This is a genomic window from Kribbella capetownensis (genome assembly GCF_004331485.1).
Classification (GTDB): Bacteria; Actinomycetota; Actinomycetes; order Propionibacteriales; family Kribbellaceae; genus Kribbella; species Kribbella capetownensis.
Genome location: NZ_SJKD01000002.1, coordinates 215735 through 239253 on the forward strand (window position 1 = coordinate 215735; position 23519 = coordinate 239253).

General features: G+C 68.5%; 28 protein-coding genes. 19 read left to right on the forward strand and 9 right to left on the reverse strand.

Annotated features, from left to right (window positions below):
• Position 1 precedes the first annotated feature (1 nt).
• Both E0H75_RS11255 and E0H75_RS11260 read left to right on the forward strand, forming a co-directional pair.
• On the forward strand, positions 2 to 1222 hold the full coding sequence (locus E0H75_RS11255) for an acetyl-CoA C-acetyltransferase (RefSeq protein ID WP_131513452.1): 1221 nt from the start codon (positions 2 to 4) through the stop codon (positions 1220 to 1222).
• On the forward strand, positions 1222 to 1977 hold the full coding sequence (locus tag E0H75_RS11260) for an SDR family oxidoreductase (RefSeq protein ID WP_131513453.1): 756 nt from the start codon (positions 1222 to 1224) through the stop codon (positions 1975 to 1977). The genes E0H75_RS11255 and E0H75_RS11260 overlap by 1 nt, the downstream gene beginning before the upstream one ends.
• Here the strand turns inward: E0H75_RS11260 and E0H75_RS11265 are convergent.
• Positions 1974 to 2543: a TIGR03086 family metal-binding protein gene (locus tag E0H75_RS11265; RefSeq protein WP_238162957.1), complete on the reverse strand. Its 570-nt coding sequence runs from the start codon at positions 2541 to 2543 to the stop codon at positions 1974 to 1976. The two genes, E0H75_RS11260 and E0H75_RS11265, sit on opposite strands and share 4 nt — an antisense overlap.
• 53 nt (positions 2544 to 2596) lie before the next feature.
• On the opposite strand from E0H75_RS11265, the gene E0H75_RS11270 reads away from it, so the two are divergent.
• Positions 2597 to 3568, forward strand: a complete 972-nt coding sequence (locus tag E0H75_RS11270; RefSeq protein ID WP_131513454.1) for a helix-turn-helix transcriptional regulator — start codon at positions 2597 to 2599, stop codon at positions 3566 to 3568.
• Here E0H75_RS11270 and E0H75_RS11275 read toward each other — a convergent pair.
• Entirely contained in the window at positions 3559 to 4089 is a 531-nt protein-coding gene (locus E0H75_RS11275; protein ID WP_131513455.1) for a hypothetical protein, read from the reverse strand. The genes E0H75_RS11270 and E0H75_RS11275 overlap by 10 nt on opposite strands.
• A gap of 251 nt (positions 4090 to 4340) precedes the next feature.
• Between E0H75_RS11275 and E0H75_RS11280 the strand changes: the two genes are divergently transcribed.
• Positions 4341 to 5255 (forward strand): GNAT family N-acetyltransferase, encoded by a 915-nt coding sequence (locus E0H75_RS11280; protein ID WP_238162958.1) that lies wholly within the window; start codon positions 4341 to 4343, stop codon positions 5253 to 5255.
• Between the two features lie 103 nt (positions 5256 to 5358).
• Positions 5359 to 6243 carry a GNAT family N-acetyltransferase gene (locus E0H75_RS11285; protein ID WP_131513456.1) on the forward strand — a complete coding sequence of 295 codons (885 nt, stop codon included), beginning with the start codon at positions 5359 to 5361 and terminating at the stop codon, positions 6241 to 6243.
• Between the two features lie 146 nt (positions 6244 to 6389).
• Here the strand turns inward: E0H75_RS11285 and E0H75_RS11290 are convergent, their stop codons facing one another.
• Positions 6390 to 6845, reverse strand: a complete 456-nt coding sequence (locus tag E0H75_RS11290; RefSeq protein WP_131513457.1) for a MaoC family dehydratase — start codon at positions 6843 to 6845, stop codon at positions 6390 to 6392.
• A gap of 25 nt (positions 6846 to 6870) precedes the next feature.
• The gene (locus tag E0H75_RS11295) at positions 6871 to 7626 is read right to left on the reverse strand and encodes an SDR family oxidoreductase (RefSeq protein ID WP_131513458.1); all 756 of its coding nucleotides are present in this window, start codon (positions 7624 to 7626) and stop codon (positions 6871 to 6873) included.
• 90 nt (positions 7627 to 7716) lie between these two features.
• Here E0H75_RS11295 and E0H75_RS11300 point away from each other — a divergent pair, with 90 nt between their 5' ends.
• The 5 genes from E0H75_RS11300 (at position 7717) to E0H75_RS11320 (ending at position 10244) form a co-directional block, all read left to right on the forward strand.
• On the forward strand, positions 7717 to 8142 hold the full coding sequence (locus E0H75_RS11300; RefSeq protein ID WP_238162959.1) for an acyl-CoA thioesterase: 426 nt from the start codon (positions 7717 to 7719) through the stop codon (positions 8140 to 8142).
• Complete coding sequence (locus E0H75_RS11305; RefSeq protein WP_131513459.1) at positions 8139 to 8558, forward strand: acyl-CoA thioesterase; 420 nt, start codon at positions 8139 to 8141, stop codon at positions 8556 to 8558. The genes E0H75_RS11300 and E0H75_RS11305 overlap by 4 nt, the downstream gene beginning before the upstream one ends.
• Positions 8559 to 8573: 15 nt before the next feature.
• Positions 8574 to 8993 carry a globin gene (locus tag E0H75_RS11310; protein ID WP_131513460.1) on the forward strand — a complete coding sequence of 140 codons (420 nt, stop codon included), beginning with the start codon at positions 8574 to 8576 and terminating at the stop codon, positions 8991 to 8993.
• Positions 8994 to 9020: 27 nt separating this feature from the next.
• Positions 9021 to 9449 carry an OsmC family peroxiredoxin gene (locus E0H75_RS11315; RefSeq protein ID WP_131513461.1) on the forward strand — a complete coding sequence of 143 codons (429 nt, stop codon included), beginning with the start codon at positions 9021 to 9023 and terminating at the stop codon, positions 9447 to 9449.
• Positions 9450 to 9542: 93 nt separating this feature from the next.
• Complete coding sequence (locus tag E0H75_RS11320; RefSeq protein WP_131513462.1) at positions 9543 to 10244, forward strand: GNAT family N-acetyltransferase; 702 nt, start codon at positions 9543 to 9545, stop codon at positions 10242 to 10244.
• Here E0H75_RS11320 and E0H75_RS11325 read toward each other — a convergent pair.
• Positions 10192 to 10983, reverse strand: a complete 792-nt coding sequence (locus E0H75_RS11325) for a mechanosensitive ion channel family protein (protein ID WP_131513463.1) — start codon at positions 10981 to 10983, stop codon at positions 10192 to 10194. The genes E0H75_RS11320 and E0H75_RS11325 overlap by 53 nt on opposite strands.
• Positions 10984 to 11028: 45 nt before the next feature.
• On the opposite strand from E0H75_RS11325, the gene E0H75_RS11330 reads away from it, so the two are divergent.
• The 7 genes from E0H75_RS11330 to E0H75_RS11360 all read left to right on the forward strand — a co-directional run bounded on the left by E0H75_RS11330 (position 11029) and on the right by E0H75_RS11360 (position 16903).
• Positions 11029 to 12030 carry a DUF2157 domain-containing protein gene (locus E0H75_RS11330; RefSeq protein WP_131513464.1) on the forward strand — a complete coding sequence of 334 codons (1002 nt, stop codon included), beginning with the start codon at positions 11029 to 11031 and terminating at the stop codon, positions 12028 to 12030.
• A 53-nt stretch (positions 12031 to 12083) separates the two neighbouring features.
• A complete protein-coding gene (malQ, locus tag E0H75_RS11335) occupies positions 12084 to 14201 on the forward strand; it encodes a 4-alpha-glucanotransferase (protein WP_131513465.1) in 2118 nt (705 codons plus the stop codon).
• 122 nt (positions 14202 to 14323) lie between these two features.
• A complete protein-coding gene (locus E0H75_RS11340) occupies positions 14324 to 14920 on the forward strand; it encodes a lytic polysaccharide monooxygenase auxiliary activity family 9 protein (protein ID WP_131513466.1) in 597 nt (198 codons plus the stop codon).
• An 82-nt stretch (positions 14921 to 15002) separates the two neighbouring features.
• The gene (locus E0H75_RS11345) at positions 15003 to 15506 is read left to right on the forward strand and encodes a hypothetical protein (protein ID WP_131513467.1); all 504 of its coding nucleotides are present in this window, start codon (positions 15003 to 15005) and stop codon (positions 15504 to 15506) included.
• A gap of 137 nt (positions 15507 to 15643) precedes the next feature.
• Positions 15644 to 15925, forward strand: a complete 282-nt coding sequence (ctaJ, locus tag E0H75_RS11350) for an aa3-type cytochrome oxidase subunit CtaJ (protein ID WP_131513468.1) — start codon at positions 15644 to 15646, stop codon at positions 15923 to 15925.
• Positions 15912 to 16310 carry a DUF5130 family protein gene (locus tag E0H75_RS11355; protein ID WP_131513469.1) on the forward strand — a complete coding sequence of 133 codons (399 nt, stop codon included), beginning with the start codon at positions 15912 to 15914 and terminating at the stop codon, positions 16308 to 16310. The genes ctaJ and E0H75_RS11355 overlap by 14 nt, the downstream gene beginning before the upstream one ends.
• Positions 16307 to 16903, forward strand: coding sequence for a GNAT family N-acetyltransferase (locus E0H75_RS11360; protein WP_131513470.1), 597 nt, complete (start codon positions 16307 to 16309; stop codon positions 16901 to 16903). The genes E0H75_RS11355 and E0H75_RS11360 overlap by 4 nt, the downstream gene beginning before the upstream one ends.
• Here the strand turns inward: E0H75_RS11360 and E0H75_RS11365 are convergent.
• The 4 genes from E0H75_RS11365 to pepN all read right to left on the reverse strand — a co-directional run bounded on the left by E0H75_RS11365 (position 16873) and on the right by pepN (position 21911).
• Positions 16873 to 17577, reverse strand: a complete 705-nt coding sequence (locus E0H75_RS11365) for a hypothetical protein (RefSeq protein ID WP_131513471.1) — start codon at positions 17575 to 17577, stop codon at positions 16873 to 16875. The two genes, E0H75_RS11360 and E0H75_RS11365, sit on opposite strands and share 31 nt — an antisense overlap.
• 245 nt (positions 17578 to 17822) lie before the next feature.
• Positions 17823 to 18602: an SDR family oxidoreductase gene (locus E0H75_RS11370; RefSeq protein ID WP_131513472.1), complete on the reverse strand. Its 780-nt coding sequence runs from the start codon at positions 18600 to 18602 to the stop codon at positions 17823 to 17825.
• A 122-nt stretch (positions 18603 to 18724) separates the two neighbouring features.
• Positions 18725 to 19255: a hypothetical protein gene (locus E0H75_RS11375; RefSeq protein ID WP_238162960.1), complete on the reverse strand. Its 531-nt coding sequence runs from the start codon at positions 19253 to 19255 to the stop codon at positions 18725 to 18727.
• Between the two features lie 85 nt (positions 19256 to 19340).
• On the reverse strand, positions 19341 to 21911 hold the full coding sequence (gene pepN, locus E0H75_RS11380; RefSeq protein WP_131513473.1) for an aminopeptidase N: 2571 nt from the start codon (positions 21909 to 21911) through the stop codon (positions 19341 to 19343).
• A gap of 108 nt (positions 21912 to 22019) precedes the next feature.
• On the opposite strand from pepN, the gene E0H75_RS11385 reads away from it, so the two are divergent.
• Both E0H75_RS11385 and E0H75_RS11390 read left to right on the forward strand, forming a co-directional pair.
• A complete protein-coding gene (locus tag E0H75_RS11385) occupies positions 22020 to 22634 on the forward strand; it encodes a mycothiol-dependent nitroreductase Rv2466c family protein (protein ID WP_272948901.1) in 615 nt (204 codons plus the stop codon).
• A 75-nt stretch (positions 22635 to 22709) separates the two neighbouring features.
• Positions 22710 to 23519 (forward strand): serine hydrolase, encoded by an 810-nt coding sequence (locus E0H75_RS11390; protein ID WP_238162961.1) that lies wholly within the window; start codon positions 22710 to 22712, stop codon positions 23517 to 23519.

A 23519-nucleotide genomic window follows, 5' to 3' on the forward strand; every position in this document is an offset into this window, starting at 1 on the left:
TGTGCCTGAAGCAGTGATTGTCTCGACCGCGCGGTCTCCGATCGGGCGGGCCTTCAAGGGGTCGATGACGAGCATCCGGCCCGACGATCTCGCCGTACAGATGATCAAGGCGGCGACCGAGAAGATCGGGCTGACCGGGGATCAGATCGAGGACCTCGCGCTCGGGTGTGCGGAGCCGCACGACGAGCACGGTGGCAACATGGCCCGCCGGGTCGCGATCCAGCTCGGCTGGGACAACACGCCGGCGACCACGGTCAACCGGTTCTGCGCGTCGTCGACACAGACCGCGCGGATGGCCTTCCACGCGATCAGGTCCGGCGAGGGCGACATCTTCGTCAGCGCCGGCGTCGAGTGCGTATCGCGGTACAAGAACTTCGGCTCGGCCGGGGTCGGTGACCCGAGTTCGTTCAACCCGGTCTTCACCGACGCGGTGCAGCGGACCGAGAAGTACGCCGAGACCAACGACACCTGGCACGACCCGCGCGAGGACGGGCAGATCCCGGACGTCTACATCGCGATGGGCCAGACCGCGGAGAACGTGGCGACGCTCCGGGGCATCACCCGCGCCGAGCAGGACGCGTTCGGCGTCCGCTCGCAGAACCTGGCCGAGAAGGCGATCGGCAACGGATTCTTCGAGCGCGAGATCACGCCGGTGACGCTGCCGGACGGGACTGTGGTGAGCAAGGACGACGGGCCGCGGGCGGGGACGACGCTCGAAGGGGTCAGTGGCCTCAAGCCGGTGTTCCGGCCGAACGGTACGGTCACGGCCGGCAACTGCTGCCCACTGAACGACGGCGCCGCCGCGGTCGTGATCATGAGCGACACCAAGGCCCGTGAGCTCGGCCTGACCCCGCTGGCGCGGATCGTGTCGACCGGCGTGAGCGGTCTGTCACCGGAGATCATGGGGCTCGGTCCGGTGGAGGCGTCGAAGCAGGCGCTGGCGCGGGCCGGCATGAGCATCAACGACATCGACCTGGTCGAGATCAACGAGGCCTTCGCGGTCCAGGTGATCGGCTCGGCCCGTGAGCTGGGCATCGACGAGGACAAGCTGAACGTGCACGGCGGCGCGATCGCGCTCGGGCACCCGTTCGGCTCGACCGGTGCGCGGATCATGACCACGCTGGTGAACGGGCTGCAGTTCGAGGACAAGCAGTTCGGCCTGGAGACCATGTGCGTCGGCGGCGGCCAGGGCATGGCGGTCGTCCTCGAACGCCTCAGCTGATGAGTCTGGAGAACCGTACGGCGATCATCACCGGGGCGTCCCGGGGGATCGGGCTGGCAGTCGCGCGTCGTCTGGTGGCCGACGGTGCGCGCGTGGTGATCACAGGTCGCACCCAGGAGACGCTCGACCAGGCGGTCGAGTCTCTGGGCGGCCGGGAGCATGCGCTCGCGGTCGCCGGGAAGGCTGCGGATCCCGAGCACCGGGCCACTGTGGTGGCCGCGGCGGTGGCGACGTACGGGTCGGTGGATCTGCTGGTGAACAACACCGGCATCAACCCGATCTACGGCAAGCTGCTCGACGTCGACCAGGCGGTCGCGGCGAAGATGGTCGACACCAACGTGCTGGCCACGATCGCCTGGGTGAAGGCGTGCCGGGACGCCTGGATGCGTGCGCACGGCGGCGCCGTCGTCAACCTGTCCTCGGTGGCCGGTCTGGCGCCGTCACCGGGCATCGGCTGGTACGGCGCCACCAAGGCGATGGTGTCGCGCGTGACCGCCGAGCTGGCGGTCGAGCTCGCGCCGGAGATCCGGGTCAACGCGGTGGCTCCGGCGGTGGTCAAGACCAAGTTCGCCGGAGCCCTCTACGAAGGCCGTGAGGACAAGGTCGCCTCGACGTACCCGTTGCGTCGGCTGGGCACGCCGGAGGACGTCGCCTCGCTGGTGTGGTTCCTGCTGTCGGACGAGTCGTCTTGGATCACCGGTCAGACGATCACGATCGACGGCGGCCTCACCCTCAACGGCGGAATCGTCGGCTAGGGCTGCCGGCCCTGCCAGCCGGCGAGCTGGTCGTACGGCGACGCGTCGTTGGCTACCGGTACGACGGGGCCGAACGGGACCGGGCCGCCGCGCTGGTCGGCCGGGACGAACTGCCGGACCAGCGGCAGGCAGTACGTCGCCAACCTTTCGTCGAGCTGTTCGAGACGATCGGTCGTCTTCGCCAGGTCCCACGAGTGCATGGTGAGCTCGGTGGTGTAGGCAGCGATGGCGGCCGCGCCCGGAAGCGTTGCCCACGGCAACTTGCACAGGCGGACGAGTACGCCGTCGGCCGCCAGCGTCTCGTCGAGCGCGGTACGGCGCTGCTTCCACTCGGCCGGAACGTCGTCGACGCCCGTGGTGATGTGCGGTACGTCGAGTGCGTTGCCACCGTTCAGCGCCAGGTCGATCCGGCCGACGATGGTGAGCAGGTGGCCGAGCAGAGTGTTGACGTCGTACTCCGGGCAGGGCGTCGGCCGGTCGAGGTCGTCGGAACCGGTGGTGTCGATCAGGTGCTGCGTCTGGTCAAGAGCACGGATGAGCATCGGACGGGGATCGTTGGTGTTCATGACGACAGCCTCGCGGGGTATATGCGACATCTTCTGTCGCATATTCTGAATTCGTGCGAGCCGACCGGTTGTTGCAGATCATCCTGTTGCTGCAGCGCCATGCGCGGTTGAGTGCGCGGGAGTTGGCCGAGCGACTCGAGGTGTCGACGCGGACGGTGATGCGCGACATGGAGGCCTTGTCGGCGGCCGGCGTGCCCGTCTACACCGAGCGTGGGCGTCATGGTGGATGCGTGCTGCTGCCGGGGTATCGGGCGGATGTCAGCGGGCTGACGCCGCGGGAAGCGCAGGCGTTGTTCGCGTGGTCGGGGCGGTCGGCGCTGTCCGACGAGCTCGGTCTGCGGGATGCGTTGCAGTCCGCGATGGGCAAGCTGTCGGCCACGCTGCCGCTTGAGTTGCAGGACGACGCCGACGCGTTGTCCGATGCGATCGTGGTGGATCGGCGTCGCTGGTTCGCCGAGGCCGAGGACACTGGGGCTCTGCCGGTACTGCGGCAGGCGGTGGTGACGCGGAGACGGGTGCGACTGCAGTACGCGTCCGCGAGTGAAGGGCATCAGCGCCGTACCGTTGATCCGTGGGGACTGGTCGAGCAGGCCGGGCGGTGGTATCTCGTCGCGGCGCATCGTGGTGCGGCGCGGATGTATCGCGTGTCCCGGGTCGAGGAGGCCGACATCCTCGAGGAGGCCGCTGAGCGACCGGATGGACTGGATGTGCGGGCGGAGTGGGAGCGGCTGCGATCCGGGCTCGAGCAGCACGCTCCCGTCGGTGTCGAGGTGGAGGTGCGGGTCCATCCGGAGCGCGTCGAGCTGATCCGCCGGATCGCGACGCCGATGGTGGCCAAGGGGACAAGGATCCGCGACGTACCCGCGGAGGACGAGTGGCCGCACCTGGCTCTGCATTTCCGTGTTCGGGAGGCCGCGTCCGGTCTACTGCTCGCGTTCGGGAGCGATGTCGAAGTCGTCGAGCCTGCCGAGCTGCGCACCAGGCTGCTGGAGCTGGCGACCGCAGCGGTTGCGACCTACGGCTGACGTCTGGCCGCGAAGGTCTGCCGGAGGATGAAGTTGCCGTCGGCACCTTCGTCCTCGTTGCGCCAGTGGAAGCCGGTCTCGGTGATGCCGGTGAAGGCCCAGCGGGTCTTGGCGGTCTGGGACTCGAGTGTGATGGTGTCCTCGGTCGCGTGCGCGACGAAGGGCATCACGAACGCGGCCTTCGGACCCATCCAGGTGGAGCGGAACGCGTTCAACTCGGGGTCGTGGATGCGGACCGACAAGCCCCACTCGCCGTCGCCGTCCACGGCGCGGGCGGCCCGGCTCGGCGTGATCCAGATGTCGGCGACCGCGCGGCCGTCGAGAGCCCAGGCGAAGTGCCACTCGCCCTTGGTCGTCCGGGTGACCGCACCGGTCTCGTCGTACCAGGCGACGTCGAGGTCCCAGCTTCCGATCAGTGGGGCGAACGGGGCGAAGGCCTGGGCGTACTCCGGCCGGGGTCCGTCGGACACCATCAGCCCGGCCAGGACCCGGGCTGCGGCAGCGCCATCGGTAATTTCCATAGCTGCTATTTACTCCTGACGCACCCGTGAGGTGTCAAGAGGATTCAGACCCCCCGCCGCCGGTGACCCCGTCGTGTCCCAGCACGATGGCACTTCCGGCGGTCGGGGCGATCAGTCCGACAGCACCGGGCAACTCTAATGCCCCGGCGTTCCACCACCGAATCGTTCCCAGCGCGCACCTGTTGCGATCACGTTGCTGTTCGCCCCGTTATTCCGTGGCGAGGGGGAGGACGGCTGGTTATCGTCCGGGCATGACGACACCGGTGGTGATCCGGCCGGCTGTCGGCGACGACGCCGACGCCGTGGCTCAGGTACAGCGTGCGGTCTACTCGTACAAAGCAATGTCGCCGGCCGTGATCCGGCACATGATCACTGCGAAGGCGCCGGGCGAGCGGTTCCTGGCGCTGGTCGGCGAGTCCGGCGGTGAGCTGGTCGCCTGGGGGTCAGCCGGTTTGAACGTGTGGACCAGCAGTCCCGGCCAGAGTCACGTGTCGATCTATGTGCACCCGGACCATCGCAGGCAGGGCATCGGCAGTGCGCTGGCCGAGCGGCTGCACCAGCACGTGAGTGAGGTAGGCGCCGTGCGGGTGCGGACTTTCGTCCAACCTGACAGCCTGGAGTTCGCCCGCGACCTCGGGTACGACGGGACGCGCCAGATGCACTACGCCGGTGTCGACCCGCGAAAGCTGCCGCCACAGCCGCCGACCCCGGACGGCATCGAGCTGGTGACGTTCGACCAGGTCGATCCGCACCAGGCCTACACGGCCGACACGGTCGCGTCGCTGGACGAGCCGGGTGACTCGCCGATCGATGCCGTCGGTTACGACGAGTGGCTCGACGAGATCTGGAACGGTCCGGGGCTGGACAAGTCGCTCAGCGTGGCCGCGATGGCGGGTGACGAGATGGCGGCGTTCACCGTGATCGAGACAGCCGGTGATCGTGCCTGGTCGGGCATGACCGGGACGATCCCGGCGTACCGGGGTCGCGGCCTGGCCAAGCTGGTCAAGTCGGTCGCGCTCCGTCGCGCCGCCGACGCCGGCATCACCGCCGCCTACACCTCGAACGACGACGAGAACGGCCCGATGCTGGCGATCAACAACTGGCTCGGCTACCAACGCGTCCAGACCGAGCACGGCCTCCTGCGCACACTCTCCGAGTCACTGTGACTGGCGCGGGCGAAACGGCTGAGACAGAGCTGTAATCGGGTCTGCATCCGGTCTGCACCTGATTGCGGGTTATGTTCCGGAGAACTTCGCTGAAGGAGTTCGCATGGAGATCAGGGCTGCCGAAACGGGGGATGTCGAAGGGGCGATCGCGTTGCACGATGCCCTCGCACCGTACTTGGTGGTCACGCGGACCGCGCTGACCCGCAGACTGCAGGCTCCGCCCGAACTGGGACTGGGAACCTTCGCCGCGGTGGACGCGGGCGAGGTGGTGGGCTGGGCGTCGACCGCGCTGATCGCGGGGTCGGATCCGCTCGACGGACAACTGCGGGTGCTGGTCCGGCCGGACCACCGCGGCCGCGGGATCGGTGCGAAGTTGCTGGAGGCAACCCACGCGGACCTGAGGGCGGCCGGGGCGACCAGCGCGCGGGTGTTCGCGGACCCGGCAACCGTGGAATGGGCGGCCCGGTGGGGCTACCGGCAGACCCGGCAGGTGCACTACGCGGGCATCTACCCACCCAAGGCACCCGACGTCCCCGGCGCCCCGACCGGGGTGGAGGTGATCGGTCTGGACCAGGTCGACCCGCGCAAGCTCTACGAGGCCGACGAAGTTGCCCAGCGCACCAAACCGGGCGACGCCAAGATCACCACCCGGCCGTACGACGAGTGGCTCGAGGGCATCTGGAACTCGCCGTCGATGGTGCTCGACCTGAGTACGGCGGCCCTGTACGACGGCGAGATCGTCGCGTTCACCCTCGGCAACGGCGATCACACCAAGATCTGGTCCCAGATGACCTCGACGATGCCGGAGTACCGCGGCCGCGGCCTGGCCAAGCTGGTCAAGTGCGCCGCGCTCCATCGCGCCGCTGAGGCGGGCGTCCGGGGCGCCTACACCGCCAACTACGACGGCAACGCCGCGATGATCGCGGTCAACGAGTGGCTCGGCTACGACCGCGTCGCCACCCACGCCGTACTCATCTGCCCGCTCTGACCCCGCACCTCCGCCGCCGTTCGCCCTCTGGTTGGTTGACCCACCAGACGGTGGGTTCGCACCTCGGAATCCGGCGGGCAAACCCACCACCTGGTGGGCCAACCCATGAGATGCCGGGCGGGGGCTGGTGGGGAGGGTGGGGTGAGTTAGGGGACGAGGAGTACGACGGTTTCTGCGACGCAGGCGGGTTTGGTGGAGTTCTCCAACTCGATGACCCAGTTGAGAGAGACCTGGACGCCGGCCGCGGTCTCGACGGCGTTGGAGATCGAGGCGCTGGCGCGGACGCGGGTGCCGACCGGGACCGGGGCCGGGAAGCGGACCTTGTTGACGCCGTAGTTGAGCTTCGCGGTGACGCCGCTGACCGAGAACAGTTCGTCACCGAACCGCGCGATCAGGCTCAGCGTGAGGTAACCGTGCGCGATCGTCCCGCCGTACGGACCCTGCTTGGCGCGCTCGACGTCGACGTGGATCCACTGGTGGTCTCCGGTCGCGTCGGCGAACGTGTTCACCTGCTCCTGGCTGATCTCCAGCCACTGGCTCTCGCCCAGTTGGGTGCCAACCGCGTGCACGACCTCGTCGACACCGGTGAACGACTGCGCCATCTGCAACTCCCTCAGTCCTGTGTGCTCAGTTTCGGGGTCCGCCGGCGACGTACAGGACCTGGCCGGAGACGAAGCCGGCCTCCTCGCTGCAGAAGAACGACGCCGCCGCGGCGATGTCCTCCGGCTTGCCGGTCCGGTTCACCGGGATCGCGGCCGCGTTCGCCTTCTTGAACTCCTCGAAGTCCACCCCGACCCGGGCCGCGGTGGCCGCGGTCATGTCGGTCTCGATGAACCCGGGCGCGATCGCGTTCGCGGTGATGCCGAACTTGCCCAGCTCGATCGCCAGCGTCTTCGCCAGCCCCTGCAGACCGGCCTTCGCGGACGCGTAGTTCGCCTGGCCGCGGTTGCCCAGCGCCGACGTGGAGGAGAGAAACACCATCCGGCCGTAGCCGGCCTCGACCATGTGCGCCTGGCAGGCGCGGGACATCAGGAAGCTGCCGCGCAGATGCACCGACATCACCGTGTCCCAGTCGTCCTCGGACATCTTGAACAGCAGGTTGTCGCGCAGTACGCCGGCGTTGTTCACCAGCACCGTCGGCGCGCCCAGCTCGGCGACCACCCGCTCGACGGCGGCGGTCACCTGGTCCGACTTGCTCACGTCGCAGCCGATCGCGATCGCCTTGCCGCCCGCCCCGGTGATCGCCTTGACGGTGCCCGCGCAGGCGCCCTCGTCGAGGTCGAGGACCGCTACCGCGTTCCCGTCCTTCGCGAGCCGCAGCGCGACGGCCGCGCCGATTCCCCGGGCCGACCCGGTCACGATCGCTACCCGCTGATCAGTCATCCGCGCTGCTCCTTCGCTCCGTGCTGCTGCCGGGGATGACATTACCCACGCTCCGTCACGCCGGGAGTACTTGGATGCGATGATCGCCGTGTGGATCATCACAACCGCCATGTCTACTACTGCCCGCTGCGGTGGGGTGACATGGACGCCCTCGGGCATGTGAACAACGGACGGTACGTCGACTACCTGCAGGACGCCCGCGTCGACTTCCTGTTCCGGACCGCCAAGGAGCTCGGCGCGGACGACCTGGAGACCGGCCTGCTGGTGGCCCGCCACGAGGTCGTGTACCGCGCTCCGCTGTACTTCCGGCCCGAGCCGGTGCGGATCGAGCTGTGGATCAGCGAGATCAAGGCCGCCTCGTTCACCGTGGACTACGAGATCCTCGACGCCGAGCCCGAGCGCCGGACGTACCTCGAGGCGCGCACCCGGCTGGTGCCGTTCGACTTCGCCGCCAACCGCCTGCGCCGGATCAGCCCGGTCGAGCGCGAGGCCCTGTCGAAGCTGGTGGGCGCATGACGTACACCCATCCCGTTCTGGTCCGGTGGTCGGACATCGACTCGTACGACCACGTCAACAACGTCCGGTACTTCGACTACCTGCAGGAGGCCCGGATCGCGTTCCTCGGCGAGGTCCTCGGCGTGACCGGAGACGTGTTCGCCGAGCACTCGGTCGTCCTGGTCAGCCAGACCGTGGACTACCTGCGCCCGATCCTGCTGCGGCACCCGCCGTACGACGTCGACGTCTGGGTCGACGCGGTCGGTACGACGTCGTACACGCTCGGCTCGTGGATCGTCGACCGCAGCGGCGAGAGCGAGGACGTGTACGCCAAGGCGGTATCCGTGCTCGTCGCCACGGACCCCGAGACCCACGCCAAACGCGCCCTGTCGGCCTCCGAACGGGCAGCCCTGCTCAAGCACGTTGAGAAGGCTTGAGACACTGGAACAGACATGAGTGACCAGCAGAGCTTTTACGACGCTGTCGGTGGGGCGGAGACCTTCCACCGTCTGGTGGCCGCGTTCTACCGCGGTGTCGCCGCCGACCCCGAACTCCGCGCGCTGTATCCGGAGGAGGATCTCGGTCCGGCCGAGGTGCGCTTCCGGATGTTCCTGGAGCAGTACTGGGGTGGTCCACGCACGTACTCCGAGCAGCGCGGGCACCCGCGGCTGCGGATGCGGCACTCCCCGTTCGCCGTCACGCCGAGCGCCCGGGACCTCTGGCTCGGCCACATGCGCGCGGCACTGGACGAGATCGCCCTGACGCCGGAGCAGGACGACCAGATCTGGACGTACATGGTGATGGCCGCGCAGAGCATGGTGAACACCGACGAACCGCAGTACCCGGGCGCGATCGACGTGTCCGGCCGCTGACCCCCTCTTCGAAGGAGAAACACGCGCATGGCTACCACTCGTACGGCCAAGGCCCACTGGGAAGGCTCGCTGATGGAGGGCGCCGGCAAGGTCGCCCTGGAGTCGTCCGGGATCGGCACCTACGACGTGTCCTGGGCCTCCCGGGCGAACGAGGCGAACGGCAAGACCAGCCCGGAAGAGCTGATCGCGGCCGCGCACTCGACCTGCTTCTCGATGGCGCTGGCGCACGCGCTCGCCGGTGCGGGCAACGCGCCGGAGTCGCTGGACACCCAGGCCGACGTGGACTTCCAGCCGGGTGAGGGCATCACCGGCATCAAGCTGTCCGTGAACGGCAAGGTCCCCGGCATCACCGCCGACGAGTTCGCCGAGTTCGCCGAGACCGCGAAGAAGAACTGCCCGGTCTCCCAGGCGCTGTCCGCCGTCCCGATCACCCTGGACGTCACCTTCACCGCCTGATATCCGCACCCGACACCGACCAGGAGCAGTTGCGCCTGGTCGGTGTCGTGTTTCTGCGAGACAGTTCCGCGCGGTGCTGGGCATACTGCGTCAGTGCGTGACGATGCCGACCTGCTCGACAACCACCTCGCCTTTCTCGCCGCACACCGCGGGGAGGTACGGCGGTCCGCCGCCGCGATCGAGGTGGTGGGGGAGGCGAAGGAGTTCTCGGCGTGGATCCCGCTGACCGGCGAGGCCGAGTTGCCGGAGGGTACGGCGACCGTGCGGTTGGTGCCGTGGAGCGGTGCGGGCTGGGAGGAGCGCCTGTCGGCGGCCGGGTTCGAGCCGGCCGAGGTTCTCGTGCACATGGAGGCGCCGCCGGGTCCGGTCGACGGTAAGCCGCTGCCGGCGATCCAGAGCGACGAGGACGCGCGAGCCTTCGCCGAGGTGCAGGGTGCCGCCTTCCTCGACGACGACGATCCGGACATCGAGTGGTGGCGGGCGATGCTCCGCGAGAAGGCTGTGAAGAACTACTCCGCGCCGGAGCAGTCCCTCTATGTACTACGCGTCGACGGAGACCCGGCCTCGGTGACGCTGGTACTGCGGTCTGGACCGGTGACCGGGATCTACGCGGTCGCGACCAAACCGATGTACCGGGGACGCGGGCTGGCCTCGACGCTGCTCGACCAGGCGCGCCGGGATGCGGCCGGTGCGCGGCTCACACTGCAGGTGGTAGAGGGGTCGGACGCGGAGCGGCTCTACCTCAAGCTCGGCTTCCGTCCTGCCTTCCGCTCGCCGCACTTTCGTCGCCCCTAGCCTCGATCTCCGCTTCGGCCTCCTCCTTCTCGGTGCCGCTGCCGACGCCGGACGACGCGTTGCTGTCCGGGTCGCGGGTGGTCAGGTTGCCGACCCGGAGGACCTCGCCGTTGCGGACGTACCAGGTGGTGCCGTCCTCACCGCGGAGTGTGGTGATCCGCAGCCCGACCGCGACGACCACGCCGGTCGCCTTCTCCATGTCGATCAGGTCGCCGACGCCGTACTGGTCCTCGAAGATCATGAACACGCCGGCCAGGAAGTCCTTCACCAGCGTCTGCGCGCCGAAGCCGAGCGCGACGCCGATGATGCTGGCGGACGCGATCACCGGCAGGATGTTGAAGCCGAGCTCGGCCAGCACCATCACCACCAGGATGGACGTCAGCACGATCGTCACGGTGCTGCACAGCAGGGAGGCGATCGTCTCGGCCCGCTGGGTCCGGCGTTCGCTGGCCAGGTTGTTCTCGACGAAGCCCTGGCCGATCTTCGACTTCGACAGCACCCCTGCGACGGCGCCGTTGCCGGTCCGGCGGGCGAACCGGCGGATCATCTTGTGCAGCAGCCAGCGCAGCACGAAGAAACCGATGATCAGCCCGGCGATCCGGGCCGGGACCATGAAGATCTGGTCGGTCACCTCCAGCTTGCCGTCGTTGCCCATCCGGAAGAACGTCGGGAACTCCGCAGGCAGCGAAAACAGGGGGTGACTGTTCGGGGACACAAGGTAGCTGGTCAGAATAGGCATCTCGCCGCCCGATCTTAGTAAGGCTGACAAGGGAGACGCGACTGCATGCCCAGCCGGCTGGATGACGAGCTGTCCCGGCTCGTGAGCGCTGGTGTGCTGCGCCAGTACCAGGCTGACGCTCTGCGCGACGCGGCGGACGCCGAGATCGCCGTGGCACTGGCCGATCCTGGGCGCGCCCGGCCGGAAGCTCCCGCCCAGCCACCGAAGCCGAAGGCCCCGCCGGTCGTGTCGCACGCGGGCGCGCTCATCGAGGTGCTCGGCTACATCGGCGGTGCACTCCTGCTCGGAGCGGTCGCGCTGCTGACGATCGCGAACTGGGGTGAGATGGGACACGCCGCGCGGGTCACCACGGGTACCAGCGCCGCGATCGTGCTGCTTGGTGCGGCCGCCATCCTCGCGCTGCTGCGTCGTCAGGACCAGCTCAGCTCGGCGCTGGCGGCCCTCGGCTGCTGTGTGGCCGGGTTCGCGACGTACGTCGCCATCGAGGGGGAGACGGGGCGGGTCGTCGGCGTCGCGGTGGCTCTGGCGCTGGTCGCGATCGGAGTGTGGTGGCTGGCCGGCTCTTCGTTGCTCGTAGCAACCTTCGGGATCCTGGCCGTCGGCGTCCTGGTGCTGACCGCGGACGTGCTCACGCCGGACAGCGGTACGGCGACCAACACGGCCGGCATCGCCGGGACCGGGTTCATCCTGGTCGCGTTCGTGATGGCGCTGCTCGGACTGGTGCGGGACCAGGTCACTGCGTGGTCGCTGGCCGGGGCGGCAATGTTCAGCTCGTCGATCTGCTGGCTGGTCCAGGAGCGCGGCGAAATCATGGCTCTGGCCGTCGGCACGGCCGGTCCGGCCGCGCTGCTGGTCGCGTACGGTCGCCGGCATGCGTCGGCGTACGCCGTAGTGGGCTGCGCGATCCTGCTGGTCATCTGGCCGACTGCGCTCTACCAGTTGACCGACAACGTCGCGGGTGTGGCGATCGGTCTGGTCGTGTCCAGTGCCGCGTTGCTGTTCGCCGTACTGCTGCTGAGTCGTCGGCGCTCCAACGCGAACCAGTAAACGCGGCGCGCGGCGTTACGCGGTACGGCGGTTGATGCGGCAGACTCGCTGAGGTGACTGCTCCTACTCCGGCCCTTGTCGAGCTAGCGGTTGCCCATGGGGTGGCGACGGAGTACTGGAACTGGCAGGGCGAGCATGTGATCGTCTCGAGCGAGGTGGTCGCCGCTGTGCTCGCGGCACTCGGGGTGGACGCCTCCACGCCGGAGAAGGCGGCCGACGCGCTCGCCGAGCACCAGCAGACGCGCTGGCGTCGTACGTTGCCCGCCACTGTGGTGATGCGGGAGGGGTGGACGCCCTGGTTCGCCGTACACCTGCCGCATGGGTCCAGTGCTGAGGTGTGGGTGGACATGGAGGACGGTGGGCAGCGGCGGGACATCCCACAGCAGGACCACTGGGTCGAGCCGGAGTGGATCGACGGTGTGCAGATCGGTGAGGCGACGTTCCAGTTGCCGGGCGACCTGCCGCTCGGGTACCACCGGCTCTGCGCGCGGCTCGGGACCAGTCCGGAGATCTCGGTCAGCACGCTGATCGTCACGCCGCGCAAGCTGGAGCCGGAGAACATGCGGCGCACGTGGGGTTGGGTGCTGCAGCTGTACTCCGTCCGCTCGCGCCGGTCGTGGGGGATCGGTGACCTGCACGACCTCGCCGACTTGGCTGCCTGGTCCGCGAACGACCTGGGTGCTGGCTTCGTGCTGGTGAACCCACTGCACGCCGCGGAGACGTCCGGCCGGATGGAGCCGTCGCCGTACCTGCCGGCCTCACGGCGGTTCGCCAACCCGATCTACCTCCGGATCGAGGACATCGACGAGTACGGCGACCTGGCGCCGGCGGAACGGGATCGAGTCCGGGCGCTCAGCCTGCAGACGCGGGCGCTGAGTGAGGACCCGACCGCACTGGACCGGGACACGGTCTGGGCGGCCAAGCGGGAGGCGCTGCAGTTGCTGTTCGGCGTCCGCCCGTCGATCGGCCGGATCGCGGAGTACGGCGCCTACTGCGACCGCGAGAGCCAGGGGCTGATCGACTTCGCCACGTGGGCCGCGATCGCCGACGTGCACGGGCCGGAGTGGAGCAAGTGGCCCGAGGAACTGCAGGAGCCGGCCGCACCGGCTGTTGTTGCCTTCCGCAACGAGAATCCGGACGCGGTGGAGTTCCACTGCTGGCTGCAGTGGCAGATGGACGAGCAACTCGCCCGCACGCAGGCCCGCGCGACGGCCGCGGGCATGTCACTGGGCGTGGTCCATGACCTGGCTGTCGGCGTCCATCCGGATGGTGCGGACGCTTGGGCGCTGCAGAACGTGCTGGCGCCGGGCATCCGTGTCGGTGCACCGCCGGACGCGTTCAACCAGCAGGGTCAGGACTGGTCGCAGCCGCCGTGGCGGCCGAACGCGCTGGCCGAGACCGGGTACGCCGCCTGGCGGGATCTGGTTCGGGCGGTGATGCGGCACGGTGGCGGGCTCCGGATCGACCACATCCTCGGCATGTTCCGGCTCTGGTGGGTGACGTCGCCGGAGCGGCCGACCGAGGGCACCTACGTCCGCTACGACCACGAGGCGCTGGTCGGCATCCTCGTGCTCGAGGCGACGCGGGCCGGCGCGACCGTGGTGGGCGAGGACCTGGGCACGGTCGAGCCGTGGGTGCGGGACTACCTGATCGAGCGAGGCATTCTCGGTACGTCGGTGCTGTGGTTCGAGCGCGACCGCGGCGGCAACCCGCTGGCGCCGGAGCGCTGGCGAGAGCTCTGCTTGGCCACGGTCACCACCCACGACCTGCCTCCGACGGCCGGCTACCTGGCCGGCGACCATGTCGAACTGCGCAACCGGCTCGGTCTGCTCACCAGACCGGTCGAGGAGGAGCTCGTAGTGGACGAGGCCGAGCGCGACTCGTGGCTGAACGCTCTCCGCGAGCGGCATCTGCTCAGCAACAGCGACGGCGACGTGGAGCGCATCGTCGAGGCGCTGCACCAGTACGTCGCTCATACGCCGGCGAAGCTGGTCGGCGTGGCACTGACCGACGCGGTCGGCGAACGTCGTACTCAGAACCAGCCCGGCACCACGGACGAGTACCCGAACTGGCGCGTGCCGCTCGGCGGTCCGGACGGCCAGCCGGTGCTGATCGAGGACCTGCCCAACAACCAGCGCCTCCGCCGACTGATCGGCGCACTGAATATCTAGCTTTCTGTACACGCCTGCTCACGAACCGTTGACAATAGATTTGAACGGTTGTTTTCTATGTGGCAACAAGAAGGCGCCTTCCTTCGCTGTCTCACCGCCCCAACAGTTGAAGGAGTCTTGGCATGCTGCGAGCACGCAAGCTCAGCCTGGCCGGAATCGCCGTCGGTGCACTGGCGCTGGCGGTCAGCACCTCTGTCCCGCTGGCCTATGGGCACGGCTACACGACCACGCCGATCAGTCGCGCGAAGCACTGCGCGAACGGCACTGTCCAGAACTGCGGCGCGATCCAGTGGGAGCCGCAGAGCACCGAAGGGCCGAAGGGATTTCCGGCGTCCGGGCCGGCGGACGGTCTGCTTTGCTCTGCCGGCCTCGCTCAGTTCCACGAGCTGGATGACCAGCGCGGGGGAGCGTGGCCGGCCACTCAGCTCACCTCGGGTGCGAGCTACACGTTCACCTGGCACCTGACCGCACCGCACTCGACTACCGACTTCAAGTACTACATCACCAAGCAGGGGTGGGATCAGAACGCCCCACTCACCCGGGCCGCGCTCGACCTGAACCCGTTCCTGACGGTGCCGATGAACGGTGGCCGGCCGGCGAACGACGTCAGCCACCCCGGCACCCTCCCGAACCGGTCCGGACGGCACATGATCCTCGCGGTCTGGACCATCAACGACACGGCGAACGCCTTCTACCAGTGTTCGGACGTCAATTTCTGATTCAACGGCACGTTTCGTGAATTACTTTCGTGGGAAGTGCACTCCTTGAAATAACCGCCCCGTATTTCGAGGAGTGTCCCCCATGAAGTCAGTGCTCCGTCGTGTCCTCATCCCCGTCGTCGCCGTCGTCGCCGGGCTGCTGCCCGCGGTCGTCGCCGTCGACCAGGCGTCCGCACTCACCAAGATGACGCACTCGCAGGCGACCGCGATCTTCAGCGCCGCCGGCATCACCTGGTCGTCCAGCGGTGGCTGCTCGGACTGGAACAACCCGACCTGTACGTCGTTCACGAACATCAACGACTCCACCGTGTACGGCGTACGCACTCTGAAGCAGGCGAGTGGCTGCGCCATCCGGATCACCGGCGGTACCGAGGTCGGCCACGCCAGCGGCACCTACAGCCACCGCAACGGCTACAAGGTCGATGTCGCGATCACGACCTGTGTGACCAACTACGTGCACAACAACTTCACCCGGATCGCGGACCGCGGTGACGGCTATCCCCAGTGGCGCTCCGGTGCCGGCAACATCTACGCCAACGAAGGCAACCACTGGGACATCACGTACTACAACTGCGGTGGCTGCTGAGTAGAACTGCACGCAGCGCTCCGCGCTGCGCTGGACAGGGAAGCAACTGCGGTGGTTGCTGAGCCTTTCGTCTGACGGTTGCCTCGGGGGTTAGCCCCGGGGCAACCGTGGAGGGGTGGGGGACTAGGCTCTGCAGCGTGATCACTCTGCTCTCCGGCCACACCGTGCTGGTGTTCGTCGGTATCCCCGTGCTGGTCATCGCGGTGGTGGCGCTGCTGGTCTTCGCGCCGTCGATCGCGAAGGGGCCGCGCTATCGCCCGGGCTTGTCCTGGTGGGCTCCACCGGTCTGGATCAATGGTCCGGCCGTGACCAAGCCGGACCCGGCCCATCTGCCCGAGCTGCCCGGTGCGCCGGGGACCCCCGCGACCGCCGGCACCGGCGTCGCCCGCACGACCGGAGGCGCAAGTGCCAGCTGGTGACGCATTCACCCCTGACCAGCTCTACGACATCGAGCGCGCGGTCCGGCACGCCGAGGAGATCTCCGGCCTGCGCTTCTCCGTGTACGTCGGTGGAGCCGACTCCGAGACCCGCCCGTTCGCGCTGGAGCTGCTGAACGAGCTCGAGGACCCCGACCACACCGTCCTGGTGTACGTCGACCCGGCCGGGCGTCGCCTGGAGATCGTCACCGGAGCGCTCGCCAAGCGGCAGCTGTCGGACGCGGCAGCCGGTCTGGCCGCGCTGACGATGCAGACCTCTTTCGCCACAGGTGACCTGACCGGCGGTCTGGTCACCGGCGTCCAGCAGCTGGGCACGCACGCACACCAGCCGACGCTGCTGCACGCGAACGAGCCGCACAAGCAGTGAGCCCGGCGCTCCAGCCACGCCGGATCGAGCTGGGCGACGTCGTACTGCGTCCGTTCGTCCTGTCGGACGAAGCCGCGGTGGCCGACGCCCTGCGCGACCCGGACATCCTGCGCTGGACCGGAGGTACTGCGGTGATCCGCACTCCGGCGGAGCTGCGCGCCAGGCGGTGGCTCGAGCCCCGGATCGACGGCTGGGCACGTGGTAGCGCGGTGTTCGCCATCGCAGACGCCGCGACCGACCAGGTGCTGGGGAACGTGGCGGTCCGGGACGTCAACCGGGTGCCGGACCAGGCAGTCGTCACCTACTGGGTCAACCCCTCGGCGCGCGGCCGCAGGCTCGGCGCCCGTGCCCTGAACGCGGCGGCCCGATGGGCATTCGCGTCGGACGGTCTCCGGCTGCATCGCCTCTCGCTGGACCACTCGCTGGTCAACGAAGGCTCATGCCGGGTCGCGACCCGGGCGGGATTCCAGCTGGAAGGGATCATGCGGGACTACTTCGTCGAGGCGAACGGAGAGCGTCACGACTCACACCTGCACGCGCGGCTCGCGACCGATCCGCCGCCTCAGCTGCCCGGAGCGGCCGCCGGCTCGTAGGTCGGACAGGCGGGGTTGCTGTACGCCTTCTGGGTCTTCGGCGCGGAGCACAGGTCGAGGACCTGCTCCGACGATGCGCCTGGGCCCAGGTAGACGACCCAGCTGTCCGTGATCGGCTCCATGGAACTGTCTGCGAGGCCGGGGTACTGACCGTTGACCAGCATGGCCTTGGCCGGCACACCAGCCGCGATGAGCGTGGCCGCCGTACCCTTCGCGAGCTTGTCGGCCTCCAGGCCGACGTCGGTCGGGTACTTGTCGAGGACCGCGATCCACTGACCGCGTTTGAAGGCCGGCGAGGTCGGCCCGGTGTTAACTGCCGGCGTACTCGCGCGGGTCTTCGGTGCCGGCGTGCTCGGCGGCGGCTTGCGATCCGCCTTGGCCGTGCCGGCCGACGGCTCCGGATCCGGACTCGGTGTCGCAACACCGTCGGCCGGAGCGGCGGCGCCGTTCGGTACGGCACCTGTCCGCAGACCGTCGTCGGTCGTCGGCCCGGTCGATCCCCGCGTCAGGATGAACGCGAACACAGCGAGCATCGCGGCCGCGGCCACGATCGACGCGCCGATGGCGCTGTGCGACCGCTGGGCCTTCCGCGGCTGCTCCGCGGGGGTCTCGCGGTGCCGTGAAGGGTTGTGTTGTCTCCGTGCTGCCCGGGCGGGCGGCCTGCGGTGATCCACGGGTGTCACGGCACGGGTTCCTCCCCACAGTTTCCCCGCAATCGGCTGATTCACCCGCAGCTTAAACCGAACCAGCGAGTAAGTGAGTCTTCTTCAGGCGGCGAGAATCTCCTTCCGCACAAGGGACAGCGGTCCGCGCACGCGTCCTCACGATGCGCCGACGAACAATCGTTTGACCTTTACCGATGGCGTTCGGACTACCACAGTCCGGACACAGCAAGGCCGGATCATCAAGCCCTTGGTCGTCAGAAGGTGGTCTTGGCCAGACCGCCGTCGACCAGGATGTTCTGACCGGTGATGTAGCCGGCGTGCGTGCTGCACAGGAAGGCGCAGGTCGCACCGAGCTCCTCCGGCCGGCCGAATCGGCGGGCCGGGTGCTCGGCGACCCGGCGCTCGTACTCGTCCTCCACTGGGCGACCCGTCTGCTTCGCCAGGAACGCGCTGGTGACCTTCATGCGGTCGGTGGCGAACGGTCCAGGCAGCAGATTGTTGATGGTCACGTTGTGCTGACTGTGCTCGTTGGCGATGGTCGACACGAACGCCGTCAGTCCACCGCGCGCGGTGTTGCACAGCTGATGGATGGCGTTCGGCACCCGCATACCCATCGTGGTGATGTTGATGATCCGGCCGAACCGCTGAGCGATCATCGCGTCGAGGGTCGCCCGCATCATCTCGATCGGCGAGAGCATCACCGCCTGAACGACGTCGACGAACTCGTCGTGGGTGAAGTCACGGAAGTCGCCCATCGGACCGCCGCCGCTGTTGTTGACCAGGATGTCGAGGTGGGGGGTGGCGGCCAGGGCTTCGGCGCGACCCTCGGCCGTGCTGATATCCGCTGGCACGGCGGTCACGGAGACGCCGGTCTCCGTGCGCAGCGCCATGGCGGTGCGCTCGAGAACATCCGGACGCCGGGCAACGATCGTCAGGTCGACGCCCTCCCGGGCCAGCGCCAGCGCAATGGCTCGCCCGAGCCCTTCGCTGGCACCGCTGACCAGCGCCCTGCGCCCACGGATGCCGAGGTTCATCGCTCGGGTCTCCTCCCTTGCGCTGCACCAGCACGGATCGAGGACCCCAAGCTAGGAAATGTTAGGTCTGAAGTCAATAGAATCGATATTTTAAGCCAAAATCTTTCGATGCGGATGTGCGGTCAGGTTCCGGAGGGGATGCCGTCGAGTTTGGGCTGCGGCCGAGTGTCGAGGGCGTCGTCGAGCCAGGCGTCGATGTCGACACCGGCGCCGAGGATGTGAGTCACGTACGACGCACGCTCGTGGCTGAGCACCTCTTGTTCCCAGACACACGCACCCGCTCCGATCGGGGCCGGGCGCAGGTCGTCGGCCTCCATACCGCTGAAGATGCTGAGCCGGGACTGGAAGTCCTTCGCCCAGCTCTGGACGACGAGGTACATCGCGTCGTCGCCCAGATGCAGCACGACCACGGCCAGACCGAGCGCGCCCATCGCGTCGTCGAACTCGAGTTGCCGGGTGGCGGTGGCCTGGGCGACCTCCACCATGTGGTCGTCCCACTGCCGTCCGCGCGCGGTGATCACGTACGGCTTCACCAGCCGGTGTGGGTACCGCCAGGGCATCAGCGGCGTGACAGGGCGCGGACGGTACGCCTCTGCGAGTCCGGTCAGCGCAACGGCTGCCGCACCGGCCAGGGCGGGGTCAGAAGCGGGCACCCCATCAGTTCTACAGGTCACCAGGCCGACCACGACAGCGCCGGCCTCACATCGCAGTGAGGCCGGCGCTGTGCGGGTGGACGGGTCAGCCGACGTCGCGCGCCTGGGCCGCGATCGCGCGGGTCAGGTCGGCCTGGGCCTCGGTGACGTAGCGGAGCGTCGGGGCGTCGACCGACGACGACTCCGCCGACAGCCACCCGGTGAGCGCGTCCAGGGTGGACTGCTCCGGGAGGTGCCGCGGCGACAGGTAGACCAGCACGTTCTCGCCCATCGACGAGCCGAGGCGGGTGTAGACGTCCTTGGCCGCGCTCAGGTACTTCTCGACGTACGGCCGGAGCAGGTCCTCCTGGCCCGGCTGCTGGAAGCCGAGGATGGTCCGGAACTGCGTCTCGTTCGGGGTGTCCCCGGACTCGACCGCGATCCGCCAGGCCTCTTCCTTGGCCTCGGCGGTCGGCCGTGCTGCCCGCGCCTGAGCCGCACGCTCGCCACCGGTGATGGTGGTGTCGCGGGTCAGCTCGTCGTCGATCTCGGCCGCGTCGATCCGGCCCAGCCGGGCCAGCGCGACGATCAGTGTCCAGCGCAGGTCGGTGTCAACGACCAGACCGGGCGGCAGGTCGCGGTCGTCCAGCCACGCCGTCAGCCGGTCCGTGCCGGCGTCGGAGAACACCGCCGAGCTGTAGGCCCGGGCGAACGCGAGCTGGTGGTCGCTGCCCGACTCGGCGTCGGCGAGCAGACTCGCCAGCGTCTCCTCGAACTGCGTCCGCAGCGCCGGCCGGTTCGCCGGGGCGGCGTACAGGTTGATCGCACTCGTCGCTTGCGACAGCAGGGACCGTACGCCGGTCAGGTCGGTCTCGGCGCGGATGCCGCGCAGCACGATGCCGACGTACTGGCTGGCCGGCATCTCCGCGTCGCGGGTCATGTCCCACGTCGCACCCCAGGCCAGTGCCCGCGGCAGCGACTCGGACAGCTGGTCGATCGACTCGACCAGAGTGGCCCGGGACCGCTCGTCCAGGCGGATCTTGGCGTAGGTGAGGTCGTCGTCGTTCAGCAGCACCAGGTCCGGCTGCGTCGCGCCGGTCAGCTCGGGCAGCTCGGTGCGCGGCCCGTCGATGTCCACCTCGAAACGCTCGGTGCGGACCAGTCCGTCGTCGGTCCGGCGGTACAGCCCCACCGCCAGCCGGTGCGGCCGCAGTACCGGGAACTTCTCCGTCGCGGTCTGCTCGATCGCGAACGACGTGAACGCACCCTCGGAGTCCACGGCGAAGTCGGCCCGCAGCGTGTTCACCCCGGCGGTCCGCAGCCAGCGCTCGGTCCAGTCGTCCAGGTCGCGGCCGGACGCTTTCTCCAGCGGCTTCAGCAGGTCGGTCAGCTCGGTGTTGCCGAACGCGTGGTCGGCGAAGTACTCCTTCAGCGCGGTGATGAAGGTGTCCTCGCCGACGAACGCGACCAGCTGCCGCAGCGTGGACGCGCCCTTGGCGTAGGTGATGCCGTCGAAGTTCACCTCGACCGCGTGGAAGTCGACCATGTCGGCTGCGATCGGGTGCGTCGAGGGCAGCTGGTCCTGCCGGTAGGCCCAGTTCTTCCGTGCGTTGCAGAACGTCGTCCAGGCACCGGCGTACTTCGTCGTCGCCACCGCCTGCGCCCAGTGGCTGGCCCACTCGGCGAACGACTCGTTCAGCCACAGGTCGTCCCACCAGGTCATCGTGACCAGGTCGCCGAACCACATGTGCGCCAGCTCGTGCAGCACGGTGTTGGCGCGGCTCTCCATCTCCGCGTGGGTGGTGCGGCTGCGGAACAGGTACTCGTCCCGCAGCGTCACGCAGCCGGCGTTCTCCATCGCGCCCATGTTGTACTCCGGCACGAACGCCTGGTCGTACTTGTGGAACGGGTACGGCGTACCGAACGCCTTCTCGTACAGCTCGAAGCCCTGCTTGGTCACCTCGAACAGGTCGTCGATGTCCAGTGCTTCCTTCAGCGACGGACGGCACAGCAGCGAGAGCGGGTACGACCCGTGCGGGCCTTCGTACACGTCGGTGACGACGTGGTACGGCCCGGCCACGACAGCCGTGATGTACGTCGAGATCCGCTCGGTCGGCGGGAACTCCCAGCGGGCCAGCTCCTCGCCGTTCTCACCCTCGCACGGCGTCGGCTCGGGGGCCGGAGCGTTCGAGATGACGACCCAGCGGGCCGGTGCGGAGACGGTGAAAGTGAAAGGGGCCTTGAGGTCCGGCTGCTCGAAGGTGGCGAACACCCGGCGGGCGTCCGGCACCTCGAACTGGGTGTAGAGGTAGGTCTCCTTGTCGGCCGGGTCGACCGAGCGGTGCAGCCCTTCACCGGTCCGCGAGTACAGGCAGTCGGCGACCACGCGGAGCTCATTGCGCTCGGCCAGCCCGTCCAGCTGGATCCGCGCGCCGTCGTACACCGTGTCCGGATCGAGCGCGCGGCCGTTGAGCGTCACCTCGCGGACCTTCTCCGCGATCAGGTCGGCGAAGCTGCTCGCGCCCGCCTCGGCGGCGAACGTGATGGTGGTCACCGACGGGTACGTCGGGGCGCCACTCGGGGCGTTGGACAGGTCCAGCTCGATCGCGTAGCTCACGTCGCTGACCACGCCCGCACGGGTACGCGCTTCGTCGCGCGTCAGGTTGGTTCCAGGCATGTCGGCATCCTATGCACCTGGCTCCAGGCTTCGCCGACGGTTTCCCCGCGACATTGCGTATGGATACCAAACCGGTGCCTGATTGTTCGATTTTGTATGATCGAGAACATGACTGCCCCCGCCGATTTCTGGTTCGACCCGGCCTGCCCCTGGGCCTGGATGACGTCTCGCTGGATGCTCGAGGTCGAGCAAGTCCGGGATGTGAAGACGACCTGGCACGTGATGAGCCTGGCCGTCCTGAACGATGGCCGCGACTATCTGGACGACAAGTACAAGAGCTTCCTGACCAACGCCTGGGGTCCGGTCCGCGTGCTGATCGCGGCCGAGCAGGCGCACGGCAACGAGGTGCTGCTGCCGTTATACACCGCGCTCGGCAAGCGGATCCACATCGAGGGCCGCGGCATCGACGACGGCAAGGGTGACGTGGTCAAGGAGGCCTTGGCCGAGGTCGGCCTGCCCGCGTCGCTGATCGAGGCCGCCGACACCGACAAGTACGACGACGCGCTGAAGAAGTCTCACCACGCCGGCATGGACCAGGTCGGGATGGAGGTCGGTACGCCGGTGATCTCTGTCGAGGGCACCGCGTTCTTCGGCCCTGTCGTCACGCCTGCTCCGAAGGGCGAGGCGGCCGGCAAGCTCTGGGACGGCGTCCGCCTGGTGGCCGGCACCGAGGGTTTCTTCGAGATCAAGCGCACCCGCGACCGGGGCCCGATCTTCGACTGATTCGGTCTGTGATTCAAGGCTTGAATTCGCCCCGCCCGGATGGTGAAGGTTGCTCACCAAACAATCCTCCCAGCGGTGAGTAGGTACCAGATGACGTTGCGTGACGAGCTTCCCGAGACCGTGGCCGTGCCCCCGGGACTGACAGCGGGGATCGCTGTCTTCGACCGCGGGACCGGGCAGTTCGTCCAGCAACAGAACGCCGACCATCAGTTCCGGTCGGCGTCGGTGGTGAAGCTGCTGATCGTGCTCGACCTGCTCTGGGACAGCGGACCGGCGTACGACGTACCGGCTGAGGATCGGGCGCGGCTCGAGGTGATGCTGCGCAGCAGTGACGACGACGCGGCCAGCTACTACTGGGATCACCTCGGTGGTGCCGGCCTCGTCGAGAGGATGGTCCGGCGGCTCGGGCTGACCCACACGGCCGGGCCGCCGGCCACGCACCCGGGCTTCTGGGGCTACGTCTCGATCACCGCCGCGGACACGGTCCGGATCTATCGCCACATCCTCGACGAGGCTCCGGCGCCGGTGCGCGAGTACGTGATGGGTCTGCTGCATGAGCCGACCCGTCTCGGCACCGACGGCTTCGACCAGTACTTCGGGATCGCGTCGGTCTTCGACCCGGACTTCAGCATCAAGCAGGGCTGGTCCGGATTCCTCGGCTCGAGCGGCTACGGCTCCGACAAGGCCAAGCCGGTCGACGTTCCGCTGGATCTGGTGAGCGAGGCACTGCACACCACCGGGACGGTCGGGGCGGACGATCGCAGCATCGTGGCGGTGTTCACCCTGCACCAGCGCGGAACGCAGTACGACAAGGCCTACACCGACGTGACGGCGCTGACCGCGGCGCTGACCGTGCCGGGCGGCGTACGGCGGACCGCCAGCTGA